18 protein-coding genes are annotated in these 26,898 nt (G+C 67.4%); 6 read left to right on the top strand and 12 right to left on the bottom strand.

Annotated features, from left to right (window positions below; all coding sequences use genetic code 11):
- Window positions 1–2: 2 nt before the first annotated feature.
- Window positions 3–1,127 carry an ABC transporter permease gene (locus BO221_RS49980; RefSeq protein ID WP_073568038.1) on the top strand — a complete coding sequence of 375 codons (1,125 nt, stop codon included), beginning with the start codon at window positions 3–5 and terminating at the stop codon, window positions 1,125–1,127.
- Window positions 1,128–1,238: 111 nt separating this feature from the next.
- Window positions 1,239–2,036 (top strand): isocitrate lyase/phosphoenolpyruvate mutase family protein, encoded by a 798-nt coding sequence (locus BO221_RS49975; RefSeq protein WP_073568037.1) that lies wholly within the window; start codon window positions 1,239–1,241, stop codon window positions 2,034–2,036.
- A gap of 23 nt (window positions 2,037–2,059) precedes the next feature.
- Here BO221_RS49975 and BO221_RS49970 read toward each other — a convergent pair whose 3' ends face one another.
- The 3 genes from BO221_RS49970 to BO221_RS49960 all read right to left on the bottom strand — a co-directional run bounded on the left by BO221_RS49970 (window position 2,060) and on the right by BO221_RS49960 (window position 3,990).
- Entirely contained in the window at window positions 2,060–2,407 is a 348-nt protein-coding gene (locus BO221_RS49970) for a VOC family protein (RefSeq protein WP_073568082.1), read from the bottom strand.
- A gap of 267 nt (window positions 2,408–2,674) precedes the next feature.
- A complete protein-coding gene (locus BO221_RS49965; RefSeq protein ID WP_073568036.1) occupies window positions 2,675–3,430 on the bottom strand; it encodes a cyclopropane-fatty-acyl-phospholipid synthase family protein in 756 nt (251 codons plus the stop codon).
- Window positions 3,431–3,483: 53 nt separating this feature from the next.
- Complete coding sequence (locus BO221_RS49960) at window positions 3,484–3,990, bottom strand: hypothetical protein (protein ID WP_073568035.1); 507 nt, start codon at window positions 3,988–3,990, stop codon at window positions 3,484–3,486.
- Window positions 3,991–4,249: 259 nt separating this feature from the next.
- On the opposite strand from BO221_RS49960, the gene BO221_RS49955 reads away from it, so the two are divergent.
- Complete coding sequence (locus BO221_RS49955) at window positions 4,250–12,397, top strand: S8 family serine peptidase (RefSeq protein WP_073568034.1); 8,148 nt, start codon at window positions 4,250–4,252, stop codon at window positions 12,395–12,397.
- Window positions 12,398–12,450: 53 nt separating this feature from the next.
- Here BO221_RS49955 and BO221_RS49950 read toward each other — a convergent pair whose 3' ends face one another.
- The 9 genes from BO221_RS49950 to BO221_RS49915 form a co-directional block, all read right to left on the bottom strand.
- Complete coding sequence (locus BO221_RS49950; protein ID WP_073568033.1) at window positions 12,451–13,986, bottom strand: PAS domain-containing sensor histidine kinase; 1,536 nt, start codon at window positions 13,984–13,986, stop codon at window positions 12,451–12,453.
- Between the two features lie 185 nt (window positions 13,987–14,171).
- Entirely contained in the window at window positions 14,172–16,211 is a 2,040-nt protein-coding gene (locus tag BO221_RS49945; RefSeq protein WP_233166625.1) for a molybdopterin-dependent oxidoreductase, read from the bottom strand.
- A 296-nt stretch (window positions 16,212–16,507) separates the two neighbouring features.
- Entirely contained in the window at window positions 16,508–16,894 is a 387-nt protein-coding gene (locus BO221_RS49940) for a VOC family protein (protein WP_073568031.1), read from the bottom strand.
- A 199-nt stretch (window positions 16,895–17,093) separates the two neighbouring features.
- Window positions 17,094–17,798, bottom strand: coding sequence for an outer membrane lipoprotein-sorting protein (locus BO221_RS49935; protein WP_073568030.1), 705 nt, complete (start codon window positions 17,796–17,798; stop codon window positions 17,094–17,096).
- 73 nt (window positions 17,799–17,871) lie between these two features.
- Entirely contained in the window at window positions 17,872–20,148 is a 2,277-nt protein-coding gene (locus BO221_RS49930) for a membrane dipeptidase (RefSeq protein WP_073568029.1), read from the bottom strand.
- A 145-nt stretch (window positions 20,149–20,293) separates the two neighbouring features.
- The gene (locus BO221_RS49925; protein ID WP_073568028.1) at window positions 20,294–21,484 is read right to left on the bottom strand and encodes a cytochrome P450; all 1,191 of its coding nucleotides are present in this window, start codon (window positions 21,482–21,484) and stop codon (window positions 20,294–20,296) included.
- 53 nt (window positions 21,485–21,537) lie between these two features.
- On the bottom strand, window positions 21,538–22,887 hold the full coding sequence (locus tag BO221_RS49920; RefSeq protein ID WP_143196156.1) for a hypothetical protein: 1,350 nt from the start codon (window positions 22,885–22,887) through the stop codon (window positions 21,538–21,540).
- A gap of 130 nt (window positions 22,888–23,017) precedes the next feature.
- Window positions 23,018–23,176: a hypothetical protein gene (locus tag BO221_RS55255; RefSeq protein ID WP_158080055.1), complete on the bottom strand. Its 159-nt coding sequence runs from the start codon at window positions 23,174–23,176 to the stop codon at window positions 23,018–23,020.
- The gene (locus BO221_RS49915) at window positions 23,173–24,369 is read right to left on the bottom strand and encodes a PepSY domain-containing protein (RefSeq protein ID WP_198956345.1); all 1,197 of its coding nucleotides are present in this window, start codon (window positions 24,367–24,369) and stop codon (window positions 23,173–23,175) included. The genes BO221_RS55255 and BO221_RS49915 overlap by 4 nt, the downstream gene beginning before the upstream one ends.
- Before the next feature lie 332 nt (window positions 24,370–24,701).
- Between BO221_RS49915 and BO221_RS49910 the strand changes: the two genes are divergently transcribed.
- The 3 genes from BO221_RS49910 to BO221_RS49900 all read left to right on the top strand — a co-directional run bounded on the left by BO221_RS49910 (window position 24,702) and on the right by BO221_RS49900 (window position 26,739).
- Window positions 24,702–25,178, top strand: coding sequence for a hypothetical protein (locus BO221_RS49910; RefSeq protein ID WP_073568026.1), 477 nt, complete (start codon window positions 24,702–24,704; stop codon window positions 25,176–25,178).
- A 66-nt stretch (window positions 25,179–25,244) separates the two neighbouring features.
- Window positions 25,245–25,625, top strand: coding sequence for a VOC family protein (locus tag BO221_RS49905; protein WP_073568025.1), 381 nt, complete (start codon window positions 25,245–25,247; stop codon window positions 25,623–25,625).
- A gap of 109 nt (window positions 25,626–25,734) precedes the next feature.
- Window positions 25,735–26,739, top strand: coding sequence for a hypothetical protein (locus BO221_RS49900; protein WP_073568024.1), 1,005 nt, complete (start codon window positions 25,735–25,737; stop codon window positions 26,737–26,739).
- Window positions 26,740–26,898 lie beyond the last annotated feature (159 nt).

Below are 26,898 nucleotides of genomic sequence, written 5' to 3'. Positions count from 1 at the left end.
CTGTGAAAGCACTGCTGAACATCTTCTGGCTTGGGCTGAAGGAAATCCGCAGCTTGACGAGCGATCTCGTGATGGTCGCCTTCGTCATCTATGCGTTCAGCTTCGCGATCTACGTCCAGGCGACGGGAACCTCGAGCGAGGTCAACAACGCATCGATTGCCTTCGTGGACGAGGACGGTTCCGCCTTGTCCAAGGAGCTGTTCAACGCCTTCTATCCACCGCGGTTCAAGCTGCCGGAGAATATCTCGGCCGACGAAGTCCAGGGGAGGATGGATAGGGGCCAGTACATGTTCGTCGTGGTGATCCCACCCCGCTTCGAGCATGACCTTCGCTCGGGGCGCAATCCCGCCATCCAGGTGAACATCGACGCGACCGCCATGCAGCAGGCGGGCATCGGCGCCGGCTACATCAAGAACATCATCAACGACCGTGTCTCGTCCTTCCTCTCGCGCACGGAAGCCTCGCCCAGCAAGCCGGTCAACCTCGTCGTTCGCAAGCTGTTCAACCCGAACGGAGTCTCTTCGTGGTTCAAGAGCGTGGTGGCCATCATCAATCAGATCACGCTCCTGACGGTCGTTCTCACGGGCGCCGCGGTGATCCGCGAACGCGAACATGGAACGCTGGAACACCTGCTCGTGATGCCGCTGAGCTCGTTCGAGATCGCGATGGCGAAGGTGTGGGCCAACAGCCTCGTGATTCTCGTCGCAACCGGGGCTTCGCTCTTCCTGGTGGTGCGGATGGCGCTGAAGGTGCCGTTCGCCGGGTCGGTCCTCCTGTGGTTCCTGGGGGTCGTCCTCTATCTCTTCTTCGCGACGGCGCTTGGGATCTTCCTGGGGACGGTCTCGCGGTCGATGGCCCAGTTCGCGCTCTTGATCACGCTGGTGATCCTCGTGCTGATGCTTCTTTCGGGCGGGAGCACACCGGTGGAGAGTCAGCCGAAATGGCTGCAGTACCTCACCTACCTCCTGCCCGCGCGGCATTTCGTCAGCTTCTCGCAGGTGATCATCTACCGCGGCGGCGGCCTGAGCGCGGTCTGGACCCAGTTCCTGATGGTGAGTGCGATAGGCCTCGGGTTCTTCACGTACAGCCTGGCGCTCTTCCGGAAATCCATCGCGGCGGCCAAGTAGGTCCCGGGCGGCCGTGGAGCGCGCGGTAGCCCTCACCAGGTCCGAAAACGGCCAGCACCGCGCCGCGGTCCGTGCGATAGAAGCGGCCAGTCGAACACCTGGGAGGAAACAATGACCAAGACCGCCGACTTCCGCCGCCTGCATCAGTCCGGCATCCTGATCCTGGCCAACGCATGGGACGCCGGGAGCGCGCGCCTCATCGAGAGCCTGGGCGGCAAGGCCGTCGCCACCACCAGCGCCGGGGTCGCCTGGGCCTGGGGCTACAAGGACGGCCACGCCCTGCCGCTCGAGCGCCTGCTGCAGACCGCCAGCGCCATCACCCGCGCCATCGATGTGCCCCTGACCCTCGACATGGAGCGCGGCTTCGGCAACACGCCGGAGGAAGTGGCCTCCGCCGTGACCGCCGTCGCGCGCCTGGGCGTCGCGGGCCTCAACATCGAGGATGCCGACCTGCCGCCCGAAAACCTCGCCGCCCGCATCAAGGCGATCCGCGCCGCCCTGAAGCGCGAAGGCCTCGACATCTTCATCAATGCCCGCACCGACGTCTATCTGCGTGGGCTTGCCCCCGAGGGACAGCGCGCCGCCGAATGCATCCGCCGCGCAGGCCTCTACGAGGAGGCGGGCGCCGACGGCATCTTTCCCGCGGGCATGACCGACCTGGGGGATATCGCCGCCATGGTGAAGGGCACCCGCCTGCCGGTGAACATCATGGCCCGCCCCACCCTCGCCCCCGCCGCCGAGTTGGAGAAGCTGGGAGTGCGGCGCATCACGGCGGGCAGCACGATCTCCGAGGCCATGTACGCCCATGCGGCGCGGCTGGCGGGCGGTTTCCTGAAGGATGGGCTGTCGGCCCCGGTCACCGCCGAGTCGATGCCCTATCCGCAGGTGAACGGGCTGATGAAGGCCTGAGAGCGACCTTCACCGCGGTTCCGCTAGGGCTGCCAGAGGCCGTGTTGCACGTCTCCCTGGATGACGATTGCGAAGCTTCCCCGCTGCCCCTGCCGGGTCGGAGGGTAGGCAACGATGGCGCCCTGGTTTTCGGCCTCCTTCGCTGCTCGGTGGATGTCCTCCACCGCGACGTAGGTCCGGATGATGGGCGCCTCGTGCGCGGCCAGGGGCTTGCGAATGCCCACCAGGGATCCATCCCGCGCTGTCGCGACACGGGCTTGCCCGAGGTCCGCATCCGGGGGACCAAAGGTGAGACCGTGCACGCGCTCGTAGAGCCCACAAAGGGCGTCGACGTCGTTGCTGACGATTTCCAGGTAGTAAATGGCCTTCATTGAAGTTCCCTCTGTCCTGGTGTCGGGCCCCAACCGTTGAGCGGACCGGCACCCCAGGGAGCCCGACATTACCGCCACTGCCAGCAGAGCCGCACCAGCCAACGCGCGTTTGAACATGACATCCTCCTCTCGTTCGCAGTCTCCCGGGTCTTGCCAAGGACGTCGACCGAGAAGTCTCGGACCTGCGCGCGCGTTCCCCTCAGCTGGGCCACCCGTCGAGCGGAGCCAGCCCCGCCCCGGATTCGTACAGCAGCGCGATTCGCTCACTCATGTTGGTCCAGGGACGGACAACAGGTAGAAGACGTACCCGTAGGTGCTTCCATGATGAGCGTAGAGCGCGATCTCCCGCTCCGCATCGTCCAGGACAGCAGCCAGGACCCAATCTTCCCGGGCTTGCTCCCGCAGGAATGCCACGCGTTCCTGGAGGGGCTCGAAGTAGCCCTCCCACCAATCCGACGCGGACAATGGAAGGGTGTCGATCACCCCGAGACCCGCCTGGCGGGCCAGCTCCATGTTGGACGCCACCGTGCCCATGGCCGGGTAGACCTCGTGCCAGAAGCCGGCGATCTCGGCCGGGGGTGAGTCCGTGAGCCACGTGGCCTCAGTGATGGCCATCACGCCGCCGGGCTTCAGCAACGGGCGCCACCGCCGCAACCCCTCCGCCCAGCCCAGGTTGTAGATGGCGCCCTCGGACCAGAGCAGATCCGCCTGTCCGGGTGGTTCCTCCAGCGCCCCGAAGTCCGCGCACCGCGTGTTCACGAGGTGCCTGATTCCCTGGGCGGCGGCCTCCGCCTCCAACCTCTGGAGGAAGGAGGCGTTGATGTCCACGGCGGTGATGGGCGAGCCGAGCGCGCGTGCCAGGGCGAGCGTCTGCCGTCCGGGACCACAGCCCAGATCGAGCACCCGGGGGGAGGCGGGGAGCCAGGGTTGGAGGCGGCGCAGTGCCTCGAGGGTCGTCGCGTCACTTCCGGGGCCTGCTCGAGGGAGGCTCGAATACACGCGCCAGAACGCATCCATGGACATGACGGCAGTTTCCGCCAGGCGGCTCCCTCCGTGGAGATTTTCTGGCGCGACGTTCAGCTGCTCGAGACCGTGCCATCCGCGTTCATGAAGAAGTCGTTGTTCCAGAAGAAGACGAAGCTGCCCCGCGCGAGCCACTCGTCCCGCATGCGCTCGTCGTCCGCGCGCCCTTCCGGATCCTGCTCATCGAGCTCGCGGAGGTGGGAGGGCAGCTCCTCGATGCCCGTCTGGTATTCCTCGTCGCCGAACGCCTGCACGCGGATGGGACCCGGCGCGAAGTCCAGCCGCTTCAACCACGCGGAGAACTGCTGCTCGTTCTCCTTGCGCAGAGTGGAGGGAAGCGTCAACAGGAGCCCGGTGCGCGGATTGACGGTCGACGTGTGCTTCCAGGCCTGACGCGTACCTCCACACATGGCCCCCTGGGCATCGAAGAAATAGGCGACCATATGGCCGTGGAATCCGCCCGCGAGCACCTGGGTGCCGTCGGCCCGGACTCCCGTATGGAAGCCGTACTCTTCGTGGGTCTGGAGCGTGAACAGCCGGGGCGTTGTCTCCTGGCTCATGGGCAGATCCACCTTCCGGGTTGAAAAAGAATAGCAGCGAGGACACAGGGAACCTCCGCGTCAACCCATTCGCGTAAAAACCCCCGCTGAAACCGCTGAAGGGGCGCTGCTTCGTCCACTTCTCGACACTCCGCCACGCGAACAAACGCTCCCAGTGAAAAACATGTTTCGTCGAGTGTCGGGTATTTGATACCTGCCTTCCGCTCGACCTCAACGATTCGCGCCGGGCCCGATGGGCGGCGCTGGGGGGCCCTCACCCATGATCATCTCCGCAACCCGGCGTCCCCAGGGGGGCGCCGGTCCGGGCGCATTGCCCTGGCTCGGTGCGACGCTCGTTCTCTTCCTCCTGTCGTGCGGGCCCCAGGAACAGGTCCCCACGGCGCCCACGCGCGAGGGCGTCCGCTCGGGCCTGGCGCGGCACAAGGTCCAGCTCAGCGCCGAGCAGGCGCTGCGCCTGGAGCGCGCGGGAAAGGCCCCGCGGACGCTCGCCGACTATGGCGCCTTCCGGCTGGTGGAGGTGGAGGACGCGGCCCTGGGGACCCTGCCCGAGGGCGAAGGCGTGGACGTCCGGGACGACTCGAATGATCTGCTGCTCAACGCGGGGGTCATCGACACGGCGTCCGCGCATGGGCACTCCCTGCGGGGCATGAAGACGGGGGGGGCGGGCAAGCGCATGCACCTGGTGCAGTTCGTGGGTCCCATCCAGCCCGAGTGGTACGCGGGACTCACGGCCGCGGGCGTGCGGGTGGTGGCGTACATCCCCCACAACGCCTACCTCGTGTACGGCGATGCGGCGGCCCTGGAGCGGCTGAGGACGCACGTGAGCAACACACCCGCCATCCAGTGGAACGGCGAGTACCTGAACGACTACAAGCTGGCGCCCTCCCTGGCCTCGGCACCACGGACGGACACGTATTCCCTCCAACTGCTCCAGGACGACGAGGCGAACCGCGAGACGCTGGAATGGGTACGCCGGCACCAGAAGCGCGAGGCCGTCATCCAGGAGGCCCTGGGCTACGTCAACGTGGTGGTGTCCCTGGAGCGCGAGCGGCTCTTCGAGATCGCGACCCGGCCGGACGTGGTGTCCATCCAGCCCCGCTTCACGCCCCGGAAGGCGGATGAGCGGCAGGCGCTGATCGCCGCCGGGCAACTGTCGGGCACGGGCCCCGCCACCACGAGCTACCTGACGTGGCTGGGGAGCAAGGGCTTCACCCAGGCGCAGTTCACCGCGTCGGGCTTTGGCGTGGACATCACGGACAGCGGGCTGGAGAACGGCTCGACGGTGCCCAACCACTTCGGTCTGTACACGGGGGGCGACGTCACCAGGGCCAGCCGCGTGGCCTACACCCGGCTGGTGGGAACGCCCAACAGCGCCAGCTCGCTCCAGGGGTGTGACGGCCATGGCGCCATGGTGGCGCATGTGCTCGGCGGGCACGCCACCCGGGACGCCTCCCAGTTCAAGGACAGCAGCGGCTTCTACCACGGACTGGGCGTGGCCCCCTTCGTGCGGATGGGCTCCTCGGTCATCTTCGATCCGGACGACTTCACCTATCCCGACTACGAGGACCTCCAGTCGCGCGCCTATGGCGACGGCATGCGCATCAGCACCAACAGCTGGGATAGCACCGACAACGGCTATACCTCGGAATCGCAGCGCTACGACGCCCTGGTGCGTGACGCGCAGCCCACGGGCTCGGCGGTGCCCGCCACGGGCAACCAGGAGATGGTCATCGTCTTCAGCGCGGGCAACAATGGCGGCGCGGCCAACAGCCTGGCCAGCCCTGGCACGGCCAAGAACGTCATCACCGTAGGCGCCTCCGAGAACGTGCGCCCCTTCGGTGGCCCTGACCAGTGCGGCGTCTTCGACACGCTCGCCGACAGCGCGATGGATATGGCGGGCTTCTCCGGACGAGGCCCCACCGCGGACGGCCGCAAGAAGCCGGACCTCGTGGCGCCTGGCACGCACATCGTGGGCGGCGCACCCCAATCCGACGCGCAGCGCAGCAACACTCCGCCCAATGCCTCCGGGCAGGCCCTCACCTGCTTCACGGGCGATGGCATCTGCGGCGGACCCTCCACGGTCTTCTACCCGGCCGGGCAGCAGTGGTTCGTGGCCTCCACGGGCTCCAGCTTCGCAACCCCGGTGGTCGCGGGCGGCGCGGCGCTCGTGCGCCAGCACTTCATCAATCAGGGCAGCACGCCGCCCAGCCCCGCGATGACGAAGGCCTACCTGATGAACTCCGGCCGCTACCTCACGGGCACGGGCGCGGCGGACAGCCTCTTCTCCAACAGCCAGGGCATGGGAGCGGTGGACCTGGGCAGGGCGTTCGACGGTACGGCGCGCATCCTGGATGACCAGAAGACAGCCAGCATGTTCACCGCCACCGGCCAGTCGCGCACCTTCCTCGGCACCATCGCCGACAGCGGCAAGCCCGTGCGCATCACCCTGGCCTGGACGGACGCGCCGGGCTCGACCGCTGGCGCGGCCTGGAACAACAACCTGGACCTCACCGTGGTCCACAACGGCACCACCTACAGGGGCAACGTCTTCGCCGGTGCCAACTCCACCACCGGGGGGGCCGCGGACGGCGCCAACAACGTGGAGAGCGTCTTCCTTCCCGCGGGCATCTCGGGCCCCCTCACCGTGACGGTGATGGCGTCCAACATCTCCTCGGACGGAGTGCCCGGCAACAGCAGCCCGCTGGACCAGGACTTCGCGCTCGTCGTCTACAACGCGACCCCGGCCATCTGCACCGCGGGGGTGACGCCCACGGGCCTGACGGCGAGCGCCGTGGGCAACAACCGCATCGACCTGAGCTGGAACGCCAACGGGGCCACGAGCTACACCGTCTACCGCTCCACGACCGCGGGCGGGCCCCATACCCCGGTGGCCACCGTGGCGACGCCGTCCTATTCCGATACCGGCCTGCCGGGTTCCGTGCGGTACTACTACACGGTCTCCGCCACCGTGTGTTCGGAGTCGCCCAGGTCCGCCGAGGTCTCGGCCGTGGCCAACGGCACGTGTTCGCAGCCCCCCTCCTTCGCGGGGCTCGAGAGCGCGAGCAGCGCCGCCACGTCGACCTGCACCAACACGCTGTCCTGGTCCCCGGCGACCGCCAGATGCGGCGGAACGGTGTCCTACTCGGTGTACCGGAGCACCACCCCGGGCTTCATCCCCTCGGCGGCCAACCGCATCGCCACCGGCATGAGCGCGACCTCCTTCTCGGATGACGCGAACGTGGCGAACGACACCGCGTATCACTACGTGGTGCGCGCCGCAGAGGCCGCCGCCGGCACGATCGAGGAGACCAACACGGTCCAGCGCACGGTCCTGCCCATGGCGAACTACTTCGATGACTTCGATGGCAACCGCCCCCCGAATGCCTCCGCGTACTGGATTCCCACGGCGACGAGCGGGAGCACGGACACCCTCAACATCGTCAGCAACTGCCGCTATCAGTCGGCCACGAACGCGTACCGGTTCGGCGCGAACAACCTGACGTGCGGAGGAGAATACCCAGACGACATGCAGGCCATCCTGTCGCTGGGAGGCAACGGCACGGTGAGCAGTGGCATCAACGGCTTTCGCCTCTCCCCCGGGTCAGGCAACCAGATGACGTTCAACATCTGGTACAGCGTGGAGAGCGGTTACGATGGAGCCTCGCTCGTCTACAGCGTCAATGGCGCCACCGGCCCCTGGACCCCTGTCGGCGATGCGGCGACCAGCTCGGCGCCCTACATCTCCTCGGGAGGCTATGACCGCACCGTGGGTGGAATCAGGGTCTGGTCGAACACGAGCTCGGGTACGAACATGGGCGCGAACGGCTCGCTGAAGGCCGTCACCGTCAACCTGGACGCGCTGCAGAACTCCACCCTCTGGCTTGGCTTCCGCTTCACCTCGGACAACATCTCTGGATACGAGGGTTTCTACGTGGACAACGTCCGCGTCAAGGGGGGCGGGACTGCCTGCACTCCCCGCTCGGTGCCGACGGGCTCGGCCGTGACGTACCGGCTGTCGGGCCTGAGCAGCCCGGTCCTGGCCAACACGTCCATTCCCGTCACGCTGACGGCGTTGGACGCCTCGGGCAACACGGCCACCAGCTACACCGGCACCGCCCACCTCACCAGCACCGATGCCCTGGCCGTCCTCCCGGCCACCGCGGCCTTCAGCGCGGGCATGGCCAACGTGTCCGTCAGCTTCAAGACCTCGGGCACCCAGTCCATCACCGCGGTGGACACGACGAGGAGCGCGGTGAGGGGCAGCGCCAGCACCACCGTCACCTACCTTCCCGCCACCCAGCTCGCCTTCACGGTGCAGCCCGGAACGACCGTGGCGGGAAAGCCCATCACGCCGGCCGTGAAGGTGACCCTGCTGGATGCCTCGGGCAATCCCGCGCCGCAGGCCACGCAGGCCGTCACCCTCTCCGTGGCCAGCAATCCGAGCGGGGGGAGCTTGTCCGGAACGCTCACCGTGAACCCGGTGGGGGGCGTGGCCACGTTCAGCAACCTGTCTCTCGACAAGGTGGGCGCGGGGTACACGCTGGCCGCCAGCGCCACGGGCCTCACGGGCGCCACCAGCTCCACGTTCCAGATCACCGCGGACGCCCCCTCCAAGCTCGCCTTCCTCACCCCGCCCTCGGACGGCGTCGCCGGGGCCGCGTTCACGCCCGAGGTGCGCGTGGCGCTGCTGGACAAATTCGACAACCCCACGAGCGCCACCTCCACCGTCACCGCGTCGCTGGGCAGCAACCCGAGCGGCGGCGCGCTCTCGGGCACGCTCTCGGTGAATGCCGTGAGTGGTGTGGCGACCTTCTTCAACCTGGAGATCGAGAAGGCGGGGGCGGGCTACACGCTGGCGGTGAGCTCGGGCACACTCACGCCCGTGACGAGCGGCACGTTCACCATCGCCGCGGCGGCACCGAGCCGGCTCGTCTTCACCCAGCAGCCCACCCACACCGTCGTGGGAAGCACCCTCACCCCGGCCGTGAAGGTCGCCCTGCAGGACACGTACGGCAACCCGGCCACGGAGGCGACCAACGCGATTTCCATCGCGTTCGCCAACAACCCGGCCGGCGCCGTGTTGGGAGGAAGCACCACCGAGAGCGCGGTGGCGGGCGTGGCCACGTTCAGCACGTTGGCGGTGGACCGGGTGGGCAGCAACTACACGCTGTCCGCCACCTCCCCCGGTCTCACCCCGGCCACCAGCACCGGCTTCAACATTGGCGCCACCACGGCCACGCAGCTCGTCTTCACCCAGCAGCCCCCCACCCGCCCGGCCGTGGGGGCGGCCTTTTCAGTGAAGGTGGAGGTGCGTGACAGCGCGGGTGCGCCCGTGACCGGCTCGCCCTTCCAGGTGGCGCTGTCGCTCGTCAACGCCGCGGGGGCCACGCTCAGCGGCCCCACCACGGCGAGCACCACGGCCGGGGTGGCCACCTTCACCAACCTCTCCGTGGACAGGGTGGGCACGGACTATGCCCTCCAGGCCACCGTCACCGGCCTGCCCGCCAGGACGTCCTCCGCCTTCAATGTGGAACCGGGGACGGTGACGGCGCTGGCCTTCCTCTCGCAGCCGGGCAACACCCCCGCGGGGGAGGCCCTCTCGCCCGCCGTCCGCGTGGCCTTCCAGGACGCCCTGGGCAACACCGTGACGTCCTCCAGTGGCAACATCACCCTGGCGCTGCGGAACAACCCCTCGGGTGCCACCCTGGCTGGCACGCTCACGGTGGCGGCCGTCAACGGCGTGGCCACCTTCTCCAACCTCTCCCTCGACAAGCCAGGCACGGACTACACGCTGCGAGCCACCTTCGGCGCGTTCGCCGCCACCAGCGCGGGCTTCAACGTGACGGACGGCGCGGCGACACGGCTCGTCTTCCGCTCGGCCCCGGCCAATGGCGTGGCGGGCGAGCAGCTCACCGCCCTCGAGGTGGAGCTCCAGGATGCGCTGGGCAACCGCGCCACGGGCTCCACGGGCCCGGTGACCCTGAGCCTGGGCGGCCCCTCGGGAGGCACGCTCTCCGGCACGCTCACGGTGAATGCCGTCAGCGGCGTGGCCACCTTCTCCACCCTCTCCATCGACAAGGCCGCCACGGGCTACACGCTCACCGCGAGCGCCCCGGGGCTCACGAGCGCCACCAGCGTCCCCTTCTCCATCACCCCGGGCGCCGCCTCGGCACTGGCGTTCACCGTCCAGCCGGCGAGCACCAGCGTGGACACGGTCCTCGCCCCGGCGGTGAAGGTGGGCTTCGTGGACGCATGGGGCAACAGCGTGACGTCCATGTCCAGCACCGTCACGCTGGCGCTGGGCAACAACCCCTCGGGCGGAGTGCTCGGGGGGGGCACGTCGGTGGCGGCCGTCAGCGGCGTGGCCACCTTCTCCAACCTCTCCCTCAACAAGCAGGGCACGGGCTACACGCTGGTGGCCTCCGCCAGTGGCGTTTCCTCCGCCACGAGCACGGCCTTCGACATCGTCTCCCTGGCCGGGGCCACCCAGCTGGTGTTCAAGCCGGGCCCCGTCAACACGCCGGCGGGCAACCTGGGCACCATCGCGGTGGAGTTCCAGGACGCCGAGGGCAGGCGCGTGGCGGATACGCGCGCCGTCACCCTCACGCTCCAGGGAGGCTCGGGAGGCACACTCGGCGGCACCACCACGGTGACGGCGAGCGCCGGCCTGGCCACGTTCAACTCGCTGTCCATCACCCGGGCGGCGGTGGGCTACCGGCTCCTGGCGCGCGCGGGCGGCCTGCCCGACCTGCTCAGCGCCCCGTTCGACATCACCCCCGGGGCGGTGACGGGGCTCTCCTTCGTCATGGGCCCGGCCCGGACCGTCGCGGGCGCGGCCATCAGCCCCGCCCTCCAGGTGGCCCTCCTGGATGCCCATGGCAACCGCGTCACCAGCACGTCCCGGACCATCACCCTCTCGCTCGGGGCCAATCCGGCGGGGGGAACACTCTCGGGCACGGCGACACGGAGCACCGTGAGCGGCGTGGCCACCTTCCCGGACCTGTCCATCAACCGGGCGGCCACGGGCTACACCCTGCTCGCCCAGGCCACCGGCGCGGCGGACGCCACCAGCGCGGCCTTCGAGATCACCCCGGGTGCAGCCTCGGCGCTCGTCTTCCGCGTGCCGCCTGGCGAGCACGTGGCCGGCTCCGTCTTCTTCCCGGCGGTGCAGGTGGCCATCACGGACGCGCTCGGCAACACCGTGAGCTCGGCCACCTCCACCATCACCCTGTCCCTGGGCAACAACCCGGGCGGCGGCTCACTCAAGGGGAGCGCCACCGCGGCGGCCGTGGACGGCGTGGCCACCTTCGGCAGCCTGGGCATCGACCGCGCGGGAACGGGCTACACGCTCGTCGCCACGGCGGCCCCCTCCCTCTCCGTGACGAGCCCGGCCTTCAACGTCCTCACCTCGGAGGGCGCGGCCCGGCTGGTGTTCAAATCCAGCCCCACGCGCGCGACGGCGGGTCTGGCCATGGGCGGCATCCAGGTGGAGCTGCGTGACGCCAGTGGCGCGCTCATCAACGACAGCTCCCGCACCGTGACGGTGGGGCTGGGGGAGAACCCGCGAGGTGACACGCTCCTGGGCACCACCTCGGTCACCCTGGTCAACGGCGTGGCCACGTTCGACACGCTGAGCCTGCGCAAGGCTGGCGGTGGCTACACGCTGGTGGCGAGCGCCCCCAGCACGGTCGCCGCCACGAGCGCGGCGTTCGCGGTGGTGGGGGGCCCGGCGGTCCGGCTCGTGCTGGAGCTGGCTCCGAGCGTGAAAGCGGGCCAGGAGACGACGCTGTCCGCCACGGCCTTCGACGCCCACGGCAACGTGGCCACGTCCTACGCGGGCCAGGTCAAGCTCTCGAGCTCGGATTCCAAGGCCACCCTCCCCGCCACCGCGACCTTCGCGGACGGTCTGCTCGGAGGCACCCAGGTGACGTTCCGCTCCGGAGGCCAGACGACCCTCACCCTGACGGACACGGCGAACGCGAGCATCACCGGCTCCACGGACATCCGCGTGGACACCTTCGCCCCGCCCACGGTGGCATTGACCGAGCCCACGGGAGGCACCGTCTCGGGTGCGGTGACCATCACCGCCCGGGGTTCGGTGGCCGCGGGCACCACGGTGGCCAGGCTCGCCATCCTCGTGGACGGGGTGGAGCTCGCCCAGGGCACGGACACCACGTTGAGCACCGTCTGGGACAGCACCCAGCTGCCCGCGGGCGAGCACACCCTCACGGCGGTCATCACCGATGGCTCGGGCAACACGGCGACCTCCGCGCCAGTGAGCGTCACCACCCAGGCCCAGGGTTGTGGGTGTGGGGCCACGTCCGGGAGTGACGCGGGCCTGCTGCTGGGCCTGCTCGTCCTGGCACGCGCCGTGTCCGGACGCCGCCGGGGTGCGGCGGCGGCCTGAGTCCCCTGGAACGTGGTTGGGGCCTGCGCCTGTCTTGCTCCTGCAAGGGTTGATCATCCCCCCGTGGGCCCACTCAGGGGGAGCTCGACGATGAAGGTCGAGCCCAGACCCGGTTCGCTGTGAACGGCGATGGAGCCCCCCAGGTTGTCGACGATCTGCCGGCTGATCCAGAGCCCGAGGCCGAAGCCCCCGTAATGCTGGATCGACACGGCCCGCTCGAACCTCTGGAAGATGCGCTCCTGGTCCTGCGCCGAGATGCCGATGCCATGGTCCCGGACAACGAGGCGCGCGCTTTTCCCCAACCGCTGCAGGTCCACCTCGACGGGTCTGCCCGGTCCGTACTTGATGGCATTGGAGAGCAGATTGCTGACGACCTGATCCACGCGGAGCCGGTCCCACTTGCCAATGACACCCGTGTCCGTCCTCAGGTGCAGGGAGCATCCCGCCCGATCGAGCTCCTCCTTGAACTGTCCCAGCACGTCCTGGAGGACCTCTCCGAGGTCCACCTCCTCGAGATGGAAGTCGAGCCTGTTCGCCGTAATGCGGGACACATCCAGCAGGCTGTTCACGAGCTTCGCCAGCCGATCGATCTGCCCGTGGATCCGCACGAGCTTGCGGCCCCCCTCCCCCTCCGTCTTCCCGGCAGCCACTTCCGTGCGGTGTTCCAGGGCGCGCAGGTTCAGCTTCACCGAGGTCAGGGGAGTCTTGAGCTCGTGAGAGGCAATGGACAGGAACTCGTCCCGGGCCGCGACGGCCTCCTTGAGCTCCTGCAGAAGCCGCTCCCGCTCCTCCTCCGCCTTCCGCTTGTCCGTCACGTCACGCGTCACCTTGGCGAAGCCGCGCAGCCTTCCGTCCGAGTCCCGCAGGGCCGTGGTGACGACATGCGCCCAGTAGCGGCTCCCATCCTTCCGGACGCGCTCGCACTCGGATTCCTGCCGGCCATGGAGGCTCGCCGTCGAGAGATCCTCTTCCACGCTTCCCGCCCGCCGGGCCTCTTCCGTGTACAGCTCCGAGACGTGCTGGCCGACGATCTCCTCCGCTGAATGCCCGTAGAGACGCTCGGCGCCCAGGTTCCAGGTCTCCACCCGGCCCCCCGCATCCAACATGAAGATGGCGAAATCCTTCACCCCCGCGAGCAGCATCCGGAAGCGCTCCTCGCTCTCGCGGAGCGCTCGTGCGACCCGGAGGTGCTCGGTCACGTCCCGCGTGAAGCACCGGGTGTGGAGGAACTTCCCGGTCTCGTCGAAGCGGACGCTGGAGGTGATGGAGACCTCGCGCACGGAGCCGTCCTTGCATCGGAGCCGCGCCGAGTACTCCACGAGCTTCTCCCCCCGCGTGAGCCGCCGGAGGATGTCCGAGATGGCTTCACTGTCCGCGTGGAACTCGGTGATGTTGTGGCCGATGTATTCCTCGGCCGTGTAGCCGAGCGGCTCATAGTCCGACTTGTTCGCCCACAGGATGGTTCCATCGGGCGCGACCCAGTGAAGCCCCAGGGCAGCCGAGTCGACGAAGTCAGCCAGGTCCTCCTGTGAGCGAGGATGGATGGATTCGGTCGCTTCCTTGCCGTTCCCCCTATCAGGGGAGAGCACACAATTCTGTGACGTCAAATGGTCCATTGGAGAGCATGCAAGGTGACGCTTGAGCAACTTGAAGAATTTCAGCTCAAACGACACCGCGGCGGCTGGCCATCCGAGCCTGCTGGAAAGCCGGTACAGGGCAAGCAAGCCGCCTCTCCCTCGGGCCAGTGCAGGCGCATCCGTGAGCCGGACAACCCTCAGCTCACTCCCTCGACCTCCACGAGGTTGTCGTAGAACGTCGCCCCGCCGCCCATGTCGGTCACCGACTGCGAAGTCGTGTGGTTCACGTTCCGCCCATCAGGTGTGAGCGAGCTCGACCAGAGCGACGGAGCGACGACGACCCCCGGTCGCGCCCTCTCCGTCACGACGGCATCGGCCAGGAACGCGCCGCGATCGTTGCGGATACGTACCCTCTGGCCGTTGATGATCGAGCGCGCCGCCGCGTCGGTGGGGTGGATCTCCAGATGCGGGCCCTTCTCGAAGCGCGTCAGCACATTGCTGAACGTGCTGTTCAAGAAGTAATGACCGGGCGGTGAGATCAGCGTCAGCGGATAGCGTGCGAAGAGCTCAGGGCTCGACGCGCTGCTCTCCCGTGGGGGAGTCCATGCCGGCAGCGGGTCATGGCCGTCACGGGCCATCCTCGCGGAGAAGAGCTCGCACTTGCCGGAGGGCGTCGAGAAGCCGCCTTCGGCGTACGGCGCGAACGGCGTCGGAACATTCAGGCGCACCGAGCCCTCAGCTTGAACGCGCTCGAAGGTGATCCCCGCGAGCCATGGGTGCTCGCTCTGCAGCGCCTGCCGCGCCATGGACTCGTCACTGTCCTGGAAGCACGGCTCGTTGAAGCCCATGTGCGCCGCGAGCCTCCGGAAGAGTTCCGTATTCGGAATGGCCTCGCCGAGCGGCGCGATTGCCGCCGCGTTCCACATGACATACAGGTGGCCGTACCCGATGTGCATGTCCACGTGCTCGAGCTGCGTGGTCGCCGGGAGGAGGAGATCCGCGAAGTTGGCCGTGTCCGTGTGGAACTGGTCGTGAACGACCGTGAAGAGATCCTCGCGCCGGAGCCCGGCCTTGACGCGCTCCAGGTCGGGAGCCACGCTGGCTGGATTGGAATTGTAGACAAACAGGGCCTTGACGGGTGGGTCGGAGACCTCCGTGAGGATCCGCCCGAGCTCGACCATGTTGAGCGTGCGGGTGCCGGGCGGGATCAGCTCAAAACGCTGCAACGCGGCATGATTGACCGGGAAGGTTTCGAAGGTCCATAGCTGGAGACCGCCAGAGGCGGAGCGCCATGCGCCGGTCACCGCTGGCAAGCACGAGATGGCGCGCGCCGCCATCCCTCCGCCAGTGTGGCGCTGCATCCCGAAATTCAGGCGGATGGCCGCGGGCTTGCTCGTCGCGTATTCAACCGCGAGGGCCTCGACCGATGCCGCTGGGATCCCGCAGATGGCCGCCACCCGCTCAGGCGGGTACTCGGCGGCGCGCGCTGCCAGCTCGTTCCGGCCCACGCAGTATCGGTCCATATAATCCTCGTCGCCCAGGCCGTCACGGAAGATGACGTGCATCATCCCGAGCGCCAGCGCCGCGTCAGTCCCCGGCAGCAGCGCGATATGCTCATCGCACTGCTCCGCGGTCCGCGTCTTCCGTGGATCGATCGCAATCACCCTCGCCCCTCTCTTGCGCGCCGCGGTGACGAACGGCCAGAGGTGGGGGTTCGAGGTCAGCGTGTTGGTGCCCCACAGGAGGATCGTGCGCGCTCCTTCGAAGCTCTCTGTATCCATGCCCATGGAACTACCCATGCTGTAGGCCATGCCGGCCACGCCGGCGGAGCCGCAGATGGTGCGATCGAGGAGCGAGGCGCCGAGCTTGTGGAAGAACCGTCGATCCATCGAACTGTTGTGCAGGAGCCCGAGCGTACCGCTGAACGAGTACGGCAGGATTGCCTGCGCCCCCCACTCCGCGATGATCCCCTTGAACCGGCGCGCGATCTCGTCGAGCGCCTCCTTCCAGGAGATCGGCTCGAAGCGCCCCTCACCTTTCGCGCCCACGCGGCGCATCGGGTGGAGCACGCGGCCGGCATGATAGGTACGCTCCAGGTACCGAGAGACCTTCGCGCAAAGGAAGCCCCGAGTCGTCGGATGGTCGGGATTGCCTCGTACCTCGACAGCGCGACCAGCCTTGACCGTGGTCAGAATGGAACAGGTGTCCGGGCAGTTGTGCGGGCACACGTTCCGCACGACTGTCGCTCCTGGCTCTTCGGTGATTGTGACGCTCATCCGGAACGATTTACCACACCGGAGTATAGGCGGGATGAGGGCCCTGTGGAGGGTGAGGGAGGGAGCGGAGGGGGCGAGGAAGGCCGCGGAGGGGGGCACCTGGGCACTGGATCCGGCCGAGGATGCTGCGGGGCAGTCAGAATCACTTCGCACGGCACTGCTCCCGAGCGGAGGGGGATCCGCCCTTGGCGGCTTCGATTCCCGCCGCCTTGAGTCGAACCCACTCCTGGCTTTGGCAATGGGCCGTGAGCGCGTCCTCAGCGCTTCGGCTTCGGGACGTGCTGATCAATCAGGATGGGGTTGCCATCGGGGTCCATGAGCATGAGGCTCGCGGGACCCGTGGAGGACTCGTCGGCGGCGGAGACGAGGGTGATGCCACGGGCCTGGAGGGTCCGCTGGAGCTCGCGGACGTCTTCGAAGTCGGCGAGCGACTGGGCGTTGCGGTCCCAGCCGGGGTTGAAGGTCAGGATGTTCTTGTCGAACATGCCTTGGAAGAGGCCGATGGTGCTGGTCTCGTTCTGCAGGATGAGCCAGTTCTGGGCCTGGTCACCGCCGATGACACGAAAGCCGAGCTTCTCGTAGAACGCGCGCGAGACGGCGATGTCCTTGACGGCGAGGCTGACGGAAAAGTTGCCGAGGTTCATGGGTGCGGCTCCTGTGGGCGGAGCGATGGCGGATGGGCGAGAAGGCGCCGCCGCACAGCCGCTCAGGGTGAGGACAACCAGTACGCTGCCGAGGATGCGAAGCATGGGGTGCTCCAAGGCGGCCGGGTGCGGCCGCCACTCGGCAGGGTAGCTGATCTCAGCAGACCAGGCAGAGGGTTCTCCTGGGCGCGGGGGCGCCCTACTCCCCCAGGCTGCGGGACGTGAAGACGCTGTCGGCGATGGCCTCGTTCACCTTCCAGCTCTTGCGGACGAGCCGGGTCCAGTTGCCCCGTGTGTTGTCGACCATCTTGAGCTCGGCCGGGCTGCAGACGTTTCCCTCGCAGGTGTACTGGGAGCGGGTCTCGGTCTTGATGTTCGTGCCCGCCGCATTGAAGTACTGGATCTCGCTCGGCAAGGTCCTGTCCTTGCTCACCGTGAACGTGATCTTCGAGTACGTCGGCGCCTGGCCGGCCTTGGGCGTGGCGATGAGCTTCCACTGCGTGGGCGTTTCCGAGGCGATCTGGGCGGTGTAGGAGCCGCTGTACGACGCCGTGGACATGTCGTCCAGGCTGTAGGCGAGGCCGAGGAAGCCCTGATCGCTGGCGCTGCTGGCGATGCGCCGGACCTTCCCGAAGGCGGGCAGGTAGACGTACATCTCCGTCGGAGAGAGGGTCAGGACCTTGGTCCCCTTCATGTCCGCGGGAGCAAGGAACTCACTGCGTCTTTTGCTTCCCTTGCATTGGACCTTCATCCCCAGCTTCCGCTCCGCCTTGCCGGGCTCCTGGTTGATGACCTCGTAATCGAAGGTCAGGGTCTTGGCGCGGTTCATGGCCGCGTCCATGGCGGCGAGCACCTTGTCACCCGCCGCATCAGCGCGGGCCGTGCCGCTCACAGTGAGGGTCACAGCGACAAGCACCCCGAAAAAGGCCGTCATCCATCTCATTGTCATTGAATCTCCCACAGCGCATTCCACCCGCTCAGGGCACGGTGGCTCCCATGGCCTCGGCGCGCTCCCAGACCTGGAGGTAGCCCTCGGCGGAGTTCATCAGCGGATCCAGATCCTGGCTGCGCAAACCCTGGCGGCGGAGATCCGAGATGAAGTCCGGCATCATGCCCGCGTGGGCCACGCCATCCTCGTTGATGTCGAACACCTTGTTGCCCACCACGCTGCGCTCCAGCTTCGTGACGCTGTTCTCCACGGCGATGCTCAGCGGGTAGCTCGTACGGGCCACCTGTGCGGCGGTGCTGCCACCGTGGCACGCCTCGGCGCCAAAGCGGGGACTCGGCAGGCCCGCGAAGCCGTTGAAGTCCGAGCCGAAGCCCACCGGCATCCCGTTCAGCTGCTTCGTCAGATAGAGGTACGCCTGGGCCCAGCTCTGCGAGGTGCTGCCACACTGGTGCTCCACCACCGGCTGCCCCGCGCCGCGCCAGGTGGGGATCTCCTCGCGATTGCCCTGGTCCAGGATGAGCGACACCATGCCGCCCACGTTGCGGATGCGCTGGAGCTGCTCCGCCTTGAGGCTGCCCTCGTGGCGCTTGTTGCCCCGGGCCGTATCGAACAGCGTGGTGTGGCCGCTCACCACCGGGTAGCCGTAGGGCTCCACCATCCCCAGGGTGTCATCGAAGGCCAGCTTCGACATGTGGTCGATGTCGATCAGCATCTTCCGGCGCATCATTCCGCGCACCAGCGTGCGGCCCAGCGTCGTGAGCCCCTGCGCGCCACAGATGGGATCCCTGGCGATGTCTCGCTTGTAGACATAGCCCTCCTGCTTGCAGTCGCGAGAGTCTCCCTCGGTCGTGATGCTGGTGAGCGCGGAACCGGCGAAGGCGTTCTGCTTGAAGTGGACGGGGAAGAGATGGCGCAGGCCCATGGAATGGTAATGGTTCAGCCGCTCCTCCACGTACGCGCTCGTGCACGAGCTGTCGCGGCGGCAGTCGAAGAGGTAGTCCACCTCGGCGCCCAGCACCACCGCCAGCTTGCCCTGGGCGATGACGGTGCGGGCCTCCGCGGGAGTCTTCACGATGCGGAACCAGCCGCGCCCCGCGCCGCCCGCCTTGTTGTCGAGGTAGCTCTGCATGGCATAGGCCTCGGCGATCTGGAGATCCACCGCCTCCATGTCCTCTCCCGTGCGGCCCGGCGCCTTGGTGGCGTAGATGGGGAAGCCGAAGATGTCCTGGTTGTTGACGGCCAGCATCACGAGCAGCCGCAGGCCGCCCTGCACGGAACGGTAGAGCCAATCCTCATACATGGACTGGTGCGTGTAGCTGTTCCAGCGGGGCCAGCCGTCGTACTGCGGATAGCCGCCCACCCGATGGCCCGAACCGCCCGTACCGTAGCCGAGGGTCGCCATGATGCTGCCGAAGAAGTCCCGAGTGCCCCCCGGCCCGTGGACGGTGTCACACCACGGCAGGGTGGAACTGAGGGGACCGTAGGCCTTGCCGTAGAAGGCCTGGCCGCCGAAACCGAGGTTGGCGAACGGGTGCGCATGGAGATCCGCGTAACCCTTCGCGGGCGCCTTGCAGGTGCAGGTGACGCCGGTGTCGCCTTGATCGGCGGCGACGTCGGTGCAGGCCAGGCAGCTGCCCGTATGAGGGCCGCTGGTGACGAGCCCCCTCACACACGTGCCGCGCTGGCCCCAGTTGGCGTCACGGTTGGCGCAGAAGGCTTCACAGCTCACCGAGCCGTTGTTCCCGGGCTTGGTGAAGGTGCCCGCCGGGAGGGCGGAGTTGCACTCCGTCACCGGGTTGCAGGTGGTGTCATTCACCTCGAACTCGCCCCACATGCCGGAGGTGCCCTTGTTCACACAGCGGGTCGGGCGCAGGAAGGTGTAGCCGGCCACGGTGGCGCCGGTGGCCTGGCACGCGCTCTCCCAGGAGGTGTTGGGAGGGATGTTCAGCAACTGCGCCGAGTGCTGGCGCCGGCCCGAGTCCGTGCACCGATCCTGCTTGAAGGTGCTCCAGGTGGGATTGCACGAGGTGTCGGGTACGTCGAACTGGCCCCACATGTTGGTGCTGGTCCGCACGCAGCGATTCGGCCGTGCGTACCAGCGCCCATCAATGGTGGCGCCCGTATTCGCGCAGGTGGTTTCCCACGAGGTTCCCGAGGGGATGCCCCAGAGGACAGAGGACTTCTGACGCTGGCCGAGGCCCGTGCAGGCATCCGACTGGAAGGTTCCCCAATAAGGAGCGGCGAGTGCTGGTGAGGCGCAACACAGCACCCACCCCATCGAGGCAACGCGAAGCATTTTCATCATGGCGTGGTGACTCCAGCGGTGTCTGGGTCTGGGAGACATTCCACTCTCCCATGCCATTGCTCCGCATATCCAGAGGCAACACACCTTTCTCGCCCAAACCGAAGCGACGCTCACCCAGCCTCACGCACGAGGAGCGGGGTGCGCATCAAGCCGGGATGAACCGGAGCGGCAGGGTGCGCGGCCCCCGCACCGTGATGGCCTGGCTCCAGGTCAGACTCGCGGAGGTCCGCTCGAGGCCGCTGAAGCGCGAAAGCAGTGCTTCCAGGCCACAGCGGACCTCCATCCTGGCCAGCTGCGCGCCGATGCAGAAGTGGGCGCCATACCCGAAGGCCAGACCGGGCTGCCCGCGGTGGAGGTCGAAGCGATCCGGCTCGGTGTACTGGCGCTCGTCCCGGTTGGCCGAGGCGATGATGGCGAGCACCACATCCCCCTTGGGAATCTTCACTCCGGAAATCATCACGTCGGACATGACGATGCGCGGCACGCATTGGACGGGAGTGTCGTAGCGCAGCATCTCCTCGATGAACCTGGGCACCAACGAGAGATCCGCGCGCAGCCGCGCCAACTCGTCAGGGCGCTCGGCCAGGAAGAGCAGCGAGTTGGCCAGCAGGTGCACCGTCGTCTCCAGGCCCGCGATGAGCAGCAGCACCAGGAAGTCGACGATCTCCCGGTCCGTCAGGTGCTGTCCCCCCACCTCCGCGCGCATCAGGTCGCTGACCAGATCATCCGCGGGTGAGCGGCGGCGTGCCTCGATGACCTCGGTGATGTAGCGCGAGAGATCCGCGATCGAGGCGAGCGTGCGCTGGGCGTGCTCGGGGCCCTGGGGCTCGGGGGTGACGCCAACGAAGTCGTCCGACCACGCCTTGAACCGATGGTGGAGCGAGCCGTCCAGCCCGAGCAGTTCGCCGATGACGAACGCCGGCAGCGGCATGGCGAACGTGGAGACGAAGTCCGCCTCGCCCTTCTGGGCCAGCTCGTCCGCGAGCCGGTGGGCGCACTTCCGGATGGGCGCCTCCAGCCGGGTCATGGCGCTGGCATTGAAGGCCCGGCTCACCAGCGTCCGCAGCCGGGAGTGATTCGTCCCATCCAGGGCGAGCATCGAGTTGGCGAGAGGGTTGTACCCCACCCACGCGGGCTGCCACGCCGCCTTGAACCCCTCGGAGGAGAAGAGCTGGGGATTCTTGATGACGAAAGCCACGTCGTCATACCGGCAGATGGCCCAGAACCCAGCGGGGTCCACCTGGACGACGGGGGTGTTGCGGCGCAGCTCGGCGTAGCGGGGATAGGGATTGGCCTGGAACTCTGGCGCCAGGATGTTCACGCGTTGGGTGGTCACGAGGATCTCCAGACAGCACTCAGTACAGCTGGGTAGGTTTCAACGGACCCGGTCTACTTCTTCAGCCACGCCGCGAAGCGCTTGTCGAGGATCGGCGCCGCCTTGTCGACGGCGTCCCAGGTGTCATCATCGAGCTTCGGCTCGTCATGGCCGAACGGGCCCGCGCGCTTTCCGAACGTCTTCTTGAGGTCGGCCGTAATCCAGAGACCGTTCATGTTGTGAAACCAGCGCCACGCCATCTGGCGGAGCCCCGGCACATCGCGGAGGTGATCGTTCCAGAGGCCACGCGGAAGCGCCTGCTTCACGAACTCCGATCCCTTCGCCTTGCGTGTCGCGACCGCCGTGAGCAGCGCGCGATGCGACGGGAAGCGCGACGTGTCGAGCAGGCCTCGTGTCGCGGCATAACCGACGAAGAGCCCGGTCGTGACGTCTGGATCCCGCATGAGCGCGCCCGCGCTCTTCACGGAGAGAGTGACGGAGAGGGAGTCCTCGAACGCGAGCTCGAGCCACACGTGCGCCGCGGTGTCGAGCGAGTAGGCCCAGTAGGCGACGGTGAGCTCATCCTCGTCCGTGAAGGCGGCCCGGCGGCCGGTGGGCGGGCCGAGCAACTTCGTGACCTCCGCCTCCGAGGCCGCCTTCCACGGCACGCCCAGGACATTCTCGCCGATCCCCGCCCGCACCCATGCGTAGGAGACGTAGGGGATGAACGTCTTGGATGTCTTCGGAATGGGCGGATAGGCATCGTTCAGGATGTCGTGAGAGAAGACGAACTCGACGCCGTGTTTGGTTGCCGAGACGTTCACCGAGTCGTTGTTCTCACTGGTGGACAGCGGCACCTTCTTGCCGAGCACCCCGGTCACGTAGCCGATGACCTCGGGGGCGTCCGCGCGCTGTCCGAGGAGTGACGCCAGCCGCTGCGTCTTCGGGCCCAGTTTCTTCATCACCGGGGTTGGCGCGAACGTGCGTACGGCAACGGCCCGCGCCTCCGCCGTGGGAGGAAGCGCGGCGTCACCGTCGAGCCATGCCGCGAAATCGAAGTCCTTCGCCTTCGGCGCCTTGACCTTCTTCGCCTTCAGCCACGAAGCCAGCACCTTCCGCCCGGACGCCCCCTCCTCGTCGTCGAGCTCGTCGATCTCCGTCTCGCCCTTGGACCATAGGAGCAGGAACTCTTCGAGGCTGTTCGCGACCGTCCGCGCCTCGCCCTCCGAACCGAGCAGCGCCACCGCGTGCGGCGCCTTGGCTCCGGTGTTCACGAGCGCGAGCAGCGAACCGTCAGGAAGACTCAGGAACGAGAAGGCCTCGCGGCGAAGCCGGTCCGCCTGCTCGGGGTTCCACTCCTTCGGAATGGCCTCGGCCGCGAGCGCATCGAACCAGCCCAGCGTTCCGTGGGTCTGCTGACGCATCCAGTCGCCGACGTCCTCGAGCAACTGCGGAACCGCATGACCTCTTGGAGCCTTGGAAAGCTTGACCGTGTATTTCGCCATTCGTGCCAGCTTCGGTCATGGGCTCGATGCAGTAAAGATCCGAGGCCACTCAGGCTGAGGGGGGAGCCCGCAGCCAGCAGACGAGGCCGTAACCCAGCGGCGTGGCGGCCAGCAGCAGGCCGGCGAGGTCCACCACACCCTCGCCCAGAAGCATCACCACCAGGCCGATGGCGGTCAGAAACCCCAGATAAGGCTCGCGGTGTTTCATGCTTCGCTCCACTCCATCGCGGGATGCAGCTTCCGCACGCGGCGTTTGTCGAAGAAGAGCCACGCCCCGTTCGCGGTAATGAAGAGCGTGAGCAGGTTGCACAGCGACCAGAGGATCTTCAGCGGCAGCCCGCCGTAGTCCCCGAAGTGGAGCGGTTCCGCCACGTACAACGCCTGAAGGTAGGGCGGCAGCTTCATGTCCCGGACGATCTTCCCCGTTTGTGCATCCACGACCTTCACGTCCAGAAGCTTCGCGTCGAGCCCGGTGCTTCCGTTCAAGAGAACCCCATAGTGCCGCGGCGTCGTGAACTCCGTCCCGGGATACAAGACCGATGTCACGTGGAACCCGGGCTTCGCGACTGCCTCGACCGCCGCAATCGCCTCCGTGACCTTCGCGGGCGGATTCCGGTAGTCCACGGGCGCCTCGTGCGCGAAGTCCTGACGCAGCGTCGCGAGGTCCGTGTACTGCCACAGACCAAAGGCCACCTTTCCCAACCCGAGCGCGAGCCCCGTGACGCTGACCACCAGCGCCCAGCCCAGAATGATCGCCCCGATGAAGTTGTGCAGGTCCAACTGGAAGACCCGCGCACCGCGATTCTTCCGCACGGCGCCGTACGTCACCTTGCGCATGAACGGCTTGTAGATCACCACCGACGAGAAGAGCGACGCGAGCACCAACAAGGCGATCAGCGCACCGATCAACTCGCCCGCGGGTCCCAGGAACCAGTTCGCGTGCAGCTCGAGAACCATGCCCGTGAACGACTTGCCCGGCTCTTGATTACCCAGGAGCCTGGCCGTGCCCAGATCCAGGTAGACGAGGCGGGCACGGTCGAAGCCCGTGTCCTCCGGCGGCCCCACCACCGCGAGCATCACTCCGGGATGGTTCTGGGGATCCAACCCGACACTGAGCACACGTTGATCTGGAAGCTCGCGTGCGAGCGTCTCCATGCACTCCGCGAGGCGTGCCTGCGTGGGCGTCTGTGATGTGGGAACCACGCCGAGCAGCGCGTCGATCTCCTCGTGGAAGATGAGGACCGTTCCGGTCAGGCAGAGAACAAGGAACGGAACCGTCGCGGCCAGACTCGCCCATCGGTGGACCCAGAGGTTGAAACGAAACCAGCGAGACGGGGCAGAAGGCGGGACGGACGTCATCGGGGAGGCTCGCAGCGCCGTGAAGATGTGAGTGATTCGCATGACTCGACCCCTGGGGTCAAGGTCAGGGCCCAAGGCCCTTGAATCCGCTCAGCGAACTCGGAGGCAGGCCCGGTGCCGGAATGAGTCCTTCGGCTCATCCTCGAAGATGAGGGCCAGCGAGCGAAATCGGCCGGAAGGGAGTAACGTTCCGCGTCCAGATGGCTCATCCTCGCGAGCCCGAAGTAACGAGGAGTCAGGCATGAACAAGACAAGAAAAGGCACGATGAATCGCATCCACTCTCAATTCCTCTGTGGCCTGCTGATGCTCCTTCCACCCATGGTGGCATCCGCCGAGACTCCAGCATGATGACAAGGACGCGCTTCTTCCCTTGATGAAGACAGTGGACGCGGGCATCTATGCGCGAGAAGTGAAGGTGCCCGATGGGAACATGAGCTGCCCCGCGGAAGCCGCCCCCGTAGCGGAGCTCGCGACGGCATCGGGAGAGACGATCCGGGCTTATGAATTCAGAGCACCGTTCGTGGGGTTGGAGCTCGAGCATGCTCGGGTCGCTCTGGAAGACGCGTCGGGCAAGGTCCTGGACACCTGGACTCCACCGAAGGGTGCTCTCGACCTGGGACAGGAGAGCCCGCTCGAGCAATTCAACAAGCAGGAGCTTTCCACCGGCTGCGGCTACGAGTTCAAACCAGCCGCTGGCAAGCTCCTCATCGAGCAAGACTGCATGTACGGACACCACGCCGCAGGCGTGGCGGACCGGCAGTCCGCGACCTATGAAGCAACCACGAGCAACGGAAAGCTCGTTGTCACCCGGGTGAGCAAGAGCAAGAAAACGCACCACAGGTGGGAGTGATGGTGCCAGACCTAGGGCCGTACGCCCCAGGAGCCTGATGTCGACAATCCCAGAAGGAGCCCATCCATGAGCGTCCGTTTCAATCACACGATCGTCGCCGCGAAGGACAAGGTGCGTTCCGCGAACTTCCTCGCCGAGCTCCTCGGACTCCCCGAGCCGCAACCCCTCGGGCACTTCCTGGTGGTCAAGCTGTCGGATGGGGCGACGATCGACTACATCCAAACCACCGACGACTTCACCGGCCAGCACTACGCCTTCCTCGTTTCGGAGGACGTGTTCGACTCCCTGATCGCCAAGATCCGCTCCCGCGGAATCGAGCACTGGGCCGATCCGCGCGGCCATCGCCGCAATGAGATCAACACCAACGACGGGGGCCGCGGGGTCTACTTCCAGGATCCTTCGGGCCACTACATGGAGGCCCTCACCGTCCCCTACGGCGGTTGGTGACGGCTCCTCCCCCCGCGAGACCGGAAGGACCGGGCGTGGTGCTGGGGAGGCCTCGAGCGCGGGAAGGACCACGTGTCAGGTTCCCCGGCCTCCCTTCGTCCCGGGCCCCATGAAAGCTGAACATCTCGTCATTCCCACGGCTCCCTATACTCCCGAGTCCCTCTGCTGGAGTGGCGACGCACTCATCGATTGGGTCTCCGGAGGCATCCGCTACGGACTGGACGGAAGCGTCGCCGATCCGTCCATCCGGTATGGCTACCGCTTCGACGCCGCGGTGTCGTCCCAGGACGGCCGGTACGCCGCCCTCTACGAGAAGCTGGGGACCAAGGCGATCCTGCTGCGCGACGGGAAGCAGGTGCGTGAGCTCAACCGCAGCTACTACCACGCGGATGCCTACGAATATCCCATCGCCCTCCATACCCTGCCGAATGGCCGCACGCTCCTGGCCCACTGTCCCGAGGAGTATTGCCGTCTGGAGATAGAGGACGCGGAGACCGGGGAGCGTCTCACCCGGCGGGGCGACGACTCCCCCGACGTCTTCCACTCCCGGCTCCAGTTCAGCCGCGACGGGCGCTTCCTGCTCAGCGCGGGGTGGCTCTGGCATCCCGTGGACGTGGCGTATGCCTTCGACGTAACCCGGGCGCTCGAGCAGCCCGAGTCGTTGGACCGGCCTCAGGACCTCGAGCTGGGCGAGTCCTTCCTGGAAATCCACACCGCGGCCCTGGGAGCGCGAGATACGCTCGTCGTCTGGTGTTCCGGCGTGGACTGGGATGCGATGCCTTCCAAGAAGGAACAGCCGGAGGACGCCGCGGGCTTCGGGGTCTACTCACTCACCGAGCGGCGCTTCCTGTCCATGGTGCCCGTGGAGGAGCCCGTGGGAGCCTTGATGGTGATGGAGAACCACGCGGTGGGATTCTTCGATCACCCCAAACTCATCGAGCTCGCCACCGGCCGTGTCGTGCGGAGCTGGCCCGGGCTCGCCACGGGGAAGCAGGGCAGCAGCATCATCCGCGGCCTCCCGCCACAGCCGCCGCTCGCGATGGACCCCACCGGGTGCCGATTCGCCGTGGGGACGGACAAGGGCATCGAGGTGGTCCGCTTCACCGTTCCGTAGCGCGCCTTCCGAAAAAGAATCGGGGAGGAGCCGCCCCCACGGCAGCTCCTCCCCGCAAACTTCCCTGCCCCCGTACTGCCCGTCCCGTCTCAGCCCCACCCAACCCCAACCCGCCCAACCCCGACCGACCCGCCCAACCCCCACCGCCCCAACCCGCCC

This window comes from Archangium sp. Cb G35, from assembly GCF_001896145.1.
In the GTDB taxonomy this organism is placed as follows: domain Bacteria; phylum Myxococcota; class Myxococcia; order Myxococcales; family Myxococcaceae; genus Archangium; species Archangium violaceum.
Note: the sequence above shows the minus strand (reverse complement) of the source record. Positions and strands in the feature narration are given on the sequence as shown.